Source organism: Mesorhizobium sp. Cs1321R2N1 (assembly GCF_037179725.1).
GTDB classification, from domain to species: Bacteria; Pseudomonadota; Alphaproteobacteria; order Rhizobiales; family Rhizobiaceae; genus Mesorhizobium; species Mesorhizobium salmacidum.
On the sequence record NZ_JAPYKP010000234.1, the window covers coordinates 1 to 5016 of the forward strand.

The 5016-nt window shown below is 64.4% G+C and carries 5 protein-coding genes; 2 read left to right on the forward strand and 3 right to left on the reverse strand.

Annotated elements, in window-relative coordinates; translation table 11 throughout:
* From O7A61_RS30870 to O7A61_RS30880, 3 genes are all read right to left on the reverse strand, one after another.
* On the reverse strand, window positions 1-810 hold an 810-nt coding region (locus tag O7A61_RS30870), incomplete at its 3' end, for an ABC transporter permease subunit (protein WP_337132972.1).
* Between the two features lie 102 nt (window positions 811-912).
* Complete coding sequence (locus O7A61_RS30875) at window positions 913-1890, reverse strand: ABC transporter substrate-binding protein (RefSeq protein WP_337132973.1); 978 nt, start codon at window positions 1888-1890, stop codon at window positions 913-915.
* A gap of 429 nt (window positions 1891-2319) precedes the next feature.
* A complete protein-coding gene (locus O7A61_RS30880; RefSeq protein WP_337132974.1) occupies window positions 2320-3225 on the reverse strand; it encodes a sugar-binding transcriptional regulator in 906 nt (301 codons plus the stop codon).
* A gap of 282 nt (window positions 3226-3507) precedes the next feature.
* On the opposite strand from O7A61_RS30880, the gene O7A61_RS30885 reads away from it, so the two are divergent.
* Window positions 3508-4416, forward strand: a complete 909-nt coding sequence (locus tag O7A61_RS30885; protein ID WP_337132975.1) for a tagatose-bisphosphate aldolase — start codon at window positions 3508-3510, stop codon at window positions 4414-4416.
* 34 nt (window positions 4417-4450) lie between these two features.
* Window positions 4451-5016, forward strand: a 566-nt coding sequence (locus tag O7A61_RS30890) for an ROK family protein (RefSeq protein ID WP_337132976.1), incomplete at its 3' end; no start/stop codon positions are given.

Genomic DNA, 5016 nt, shown 5'->3' on the forward strand with positions numbered 1-5016 from the left:
TGCCGCGCCGGCGGTGAAGCGCGCCGCGTAGAGCGCCCCGCCAAGGCCGGCGCACATCGCCGACAGCACATAGAGCCGCAATATGTGGCCCCTGATGTCGATACCGGCACGCCGCGCCGCCTGCACATTGGCGCCGATGGCATAATTGTGCTGGCCGAACCGCGTCTGGCCGAGCAGATAATGCATCGCGATGACGAAAACGGCAGCGATCATGACCAGATAAGGCACGCCGTGGAACTTGCCGTTGCCGAGCAGCGCGAACCAGGAATTCTGCACCGGCACAGTCGTGCCGCCGGCAAGCAGGAAGGCGACACCGCGCGCCACGCCGAACATGCCGAGCGTACCGATGAACGGCGGCACCCTGAGGCGCGAGATTAGGAGGCCATTGATGATGCCGGGCAAGCTGGCGACGATCACCGCCGCAAGGATGCCAGCCAGCATGGCCAGCGGCAAGGGAATGGCGGCGCCCGCCAGATTGGTGGCATGTGCGGCAACGACTGCGGCAAGCCCCATGATGAAGCCGAGCGACAGGTCTATACCGCCCGAAATGATGACGAACGTCTGTCCGGTCGCAAGCAGCAGCGGCGCTATCGCGAAGATCGCGATGGACTGCAAGTTGAACGGGTTGAGCACGAACGTCGCGCCGAAGGCGAATCTCGACCATATCTCGAAACAGATGATCAGGCCGGCGAGGAACAACCAGGCGCGCCCTTCGGCGATGCGTCCGATCAGGGTCCTGGCCGGATCGCCATGATCGGCCTGGGGGGCGACATGCTTCTCGGCCGGCTGGGCTGGTGATGTCGAGGTCATGAATACTCCGCGGCGCGGCTGCCTTCAAACAGGCCCCGCCTTTTGCGGGACCCGGCACGAGCTCCCCCCGGCGATACCGGGAGGAGCCAAGCTCGTCTGGACCTACTCGGAGTAGAGATACTTCGAGATCTTCGGGTCCGCGATGTTGGACTTGTCCATGATCGTGAAGCCGGTGCCGATCGCGACCGGGATCGACTGGCCGGTCAGATGGGCATAGGCCGAAACGACCCCGAAATAACCGATCTCGGCGGGATGCTGCGCGATTGCCACATCCACGAGGCCGGTATTGATGTTGTCGACGATGCTGGTCGGTGCATCGAAGGCAACGACCTTGACGGTGCCCGTCTGGCCCGCCTGCTTGACGCCGTTGGCAGCACCCAGGGCCGAGAACAGATTGGCGCCGAACACGCCGACGAGATCGGGATTGCGCGCGAAGACAGCCTGCAGCTGCGAGGCGGCCTTGTTGGCGTCGTCATCATTGAATTGGGTCTCCAGCACGGTGATGCCCGTATGCTTGGCCATCTCCTTCTTGAACCCCTCTTCGCGCTGGTCGGTGGTCGAAATGCCGGGCTTGACGTTCGACACATAGACCTTGCCCTTGTCGCCGATGGCGGTGGCCAGCGCGCGCGCGGCGATCTCGCCGCCCAGCACATTGTCCGAGGCAATGTAGGCCAGCGGGAAATCGGCATCGCCGGCACCCGTCTGGTAGACGCCGCTGCCGATGAAAGTATCGACTGTTATGACCGGGATGCCGGCCTCATTGGCCTTGCGCAGCGGCTCCACCAGCTGAACCTTGTCGGTCGGCGCGATCAGGATCGCATCCGGCTTCTTGGCGATGACCGCGTCGAGCACCGGCACCTGGGTGACCGGGTTGAAGTCCGGAGCGCCCTGGAAGACCAGGTTCACGCCGAGCGCATCGGCCGCCGCCTGGGCACCCTTGCGCATGGTGATGTAGAAGCCATCGGTGGTGAGGCCTGGAATGAGCGCAATGGTATATTTCTTGTCCTGCGCCTGCGCGGGCGCCATCAGCACCGTCGCGCTGACCGCAAGTACCGCGAGCGCGGCAACGATCTTCTTCATGACATCCTCCTCATTGTTGGCAGTTCTGCCGTTTTCGGTGACATTGGAATGGCCGTCATCCGCGCGGAGGCAGGATGCCGACGGCCGGGAACGCCTGTTGCCTTTCGCGGGCAGCTCCTCCCAAGCGCCCTCCAGTCTAAATGTCAGCCGGTCCAGCCGACCGGCACAATCGCCGTGCTCGCTTTCCTCGCCTCCGCGAGGTCAGGGAACCACCGCGCCCGGCATGCCTGCACGCCGGGTTCGCAGTTTGTAACACTTTGCAGAAATAAATTGCAACACGGTTTTTTCCGAGGCCACAACGCCGGCTTTTCCAGACACCATCTGACTGCTCCTCGGAGCCCCGGCGAACTATCGTCCCGACTCCCCGGCGACACAATCGATTTCGCAACAGCTTCTCTCCGCGCCGACAGCGAGGCATCAGTCCGGCAGCTATCGCGTTGCAAGAACCGCGAGGATGGCCTGCGCCGTCTTGGTATCCGTTACCAGCGCGTTGATCAGCCGGGCGCGAGCGGCGCCAATGATGGCCGTCGCTTTTTCCGGCGTCGCGGCGATACCGATCACCAAGGGCACGGCCCGAAGTTGCGCCGGCGACATGGCGATCATCCGGCCCTCTCCTTCCCAGGCTATCAGCACGCCATCGGCATCGAAATAATGCCGAAGGACATCGCCGGCCGCGTGGACCAGCGCCTGCTCGCTCGGCGTGGCGGCACTCGCCTCGGGCGCGTTGATAGCATGCGGCAGGCCAATGCCGACGATCGCCACATCAGTCCTGTCCCACAGTGCGACGGCATCGCGGATGGTGGCGTCTCCGAGGAAGACCTCGCGCAGCTCGCTCGACGGCAGATAGGGGGCGTGGATGAAGTGCGGCGTGCCGCCGAACTCCTCCGCGGCAAGCCGCACGAATTCGTTGACCTGGAAATGCGCCGCCTGCTGCTGCATACCGCCGGTTGCGGCCACCGTCAGCACGCCGGGCATGCGCGGCAGGCCGGCTCGAATGACCTCGCGCACGGCGCGTCCCCAGCCGATGGCGACCACAGAGCCGGCCACCAGCTGCGCCTGCCTGAGCAAAGCGCCAAGCGGGGCGGAAAGCGCCGTCAGCGCGCCCGCCGCCGGCGTCTCGACAACGGCGGCGTCCCGCAATTTCAATCCGTCGACAAGTTGCCTGGTGATATCTTCCGGCGTCGCCAGGTCGATGACCTCGATGCGCACGATGCCCTCCGCTCGCGCCCGCTGCAGCAGGCGCGAAATCGTCGCGGTGGAGACACCGAGCTGCCGCGCTATATCGACCTGCGACATCTCCTCCACATAGTGCAGCTTGGCAACCGTGTGCAGCATCGTGCGCGATGCGGTCGCGTCCTGGACGGAGGGAACAGACAGCTTGCAATTCCTTTCAGCAACGTGTTACACACCTATACGCCGATGGGAGTTATCGCGCAAATCCGGCGAACTCGCAACTTGAGGGCCATACCAGGCCAAGCGCCGGCAAGGCTGCTTATCCCAGCGGCCGGCGATGCCTCAGGCGGCAAAAATCTCCCTGCCGGCAGGCGGGCAAACTGACCATTGTATCCACGGGATCAGCGCCCTCGGCGAGAGAGCGCCAACATCGGACAGAAGACCATGACGAAGATGACCACCGCGGAACGGCGCGGCTACCAGCAGATATGCGGCAAGGACGGAGCCATGGTGGCCATCGCTTGCGACCAGCGCGGCGGCATGCGCACCTTGCTGGCGTCGGACCCCGCGGACCAGGCCAGGATCACCAACGACATGCTCGGCGACACCAAGGCCGACATCACGCGCTACCTGGCAAGTGCGGCCTCCTGCGTGCTGCTCGATCCGCTCTGCGCGGTGCCGCGGGTTGTCGATGAAGGCGTGCTGAACCGGGATACCGCACTCCTCATCGGCCTCGACGCCTCCGGTTTCGACGTCTCGCCGGAAGGCTACCGCCTGTCTCGGCTGGTTCCCGACATCGATGCTCGGCGCGTGCGCGAACTCGGCGGCACGGGCGGCAAGATCATGGTGTATCTGCGGGCCGACAAGCCGCAGGCCAACGAACACAACATCGCCATCCTGCGCCAATGCATCACCGATTTCGGCAAGGAGGACCTGCTGCTCGTGGTCGAATTCCTGACCTATCAGCTTGAAGGTGAAAGCCCCGAGGACTATGCGGCCAAAACACCCTGGCTGATCGAGGAGGGTACAAGGATCTCGCTGGAATGCGGCGCGAAGGTGCTGAAGCTTCCCTACCCCGGAACACCGGAAGCCTGCGCCAACATCACAAAAATGGCCGGCGAAGTGCCGTGGGCCGTGCTTTCGGCTGGCGTCAACCACGCCACCTTTCTCGGCCAGGTCGAGATCGCCATGCAAAACGGCGCCTCCGGTGTGATCGCCGGCCGTTCACTGTGGAAGGACTGCATCTCGCTCGACCGTGACATTCAACGCGAAAGGCTTGAGACCATCGCGGTGCCGCGACTGCGCGAGATCCAGGCGGTGATCGGGCACTATCGGCAGAAGGCCGCCGCCTGATATCCTGTTGGATCACCGGCACGTGCAGGATGTCATGCCACAAAAGTCGATGGCCATAGGGATCGATATCGGCGGCACCAATTTGCGTGCCGCCCGCATCTCCGGCACCGGTGAAATCCTCAAACGCCTTTCCGAGAAGAGCGCGCCCGATCCGGAACTGGTGCTTGGCCGCATCGCCGACATGGTGCGCCTTCTCGATACGCCTGATGTGGTGGCCATCGGCGTCGGTGTTCCCGGTCGCGTCGACGCGCGCCGCGGCGCGGTCCTGTCGGGAGGCTACGTCAACCTTGCCTCGGTCGCGCTCGCGCAGCGGCTGGAAAGCATGACCGGCAAGCCTGCTATCCTCGACAATGACTGCAATATGGCGCTGGCCGCCGAGATGGTCCTTGGCGCCGGCAAAGGCCACGACAACATCGCGATGTTCACCATCGGCACAGGCATCGGCGGCGCTGTCGTCCAGAACCGGCGGATCATGCGCGGCCGGGCAACGGCGGGGCAACTTGGCCACATCACCGTCGACGTCAACGGCGAGGTCTGCGCCTGCGGGCGTCGCGGCTGTGTCGAAACCACCAGTTCCGGCACGGCACTTGGCCGCCATAT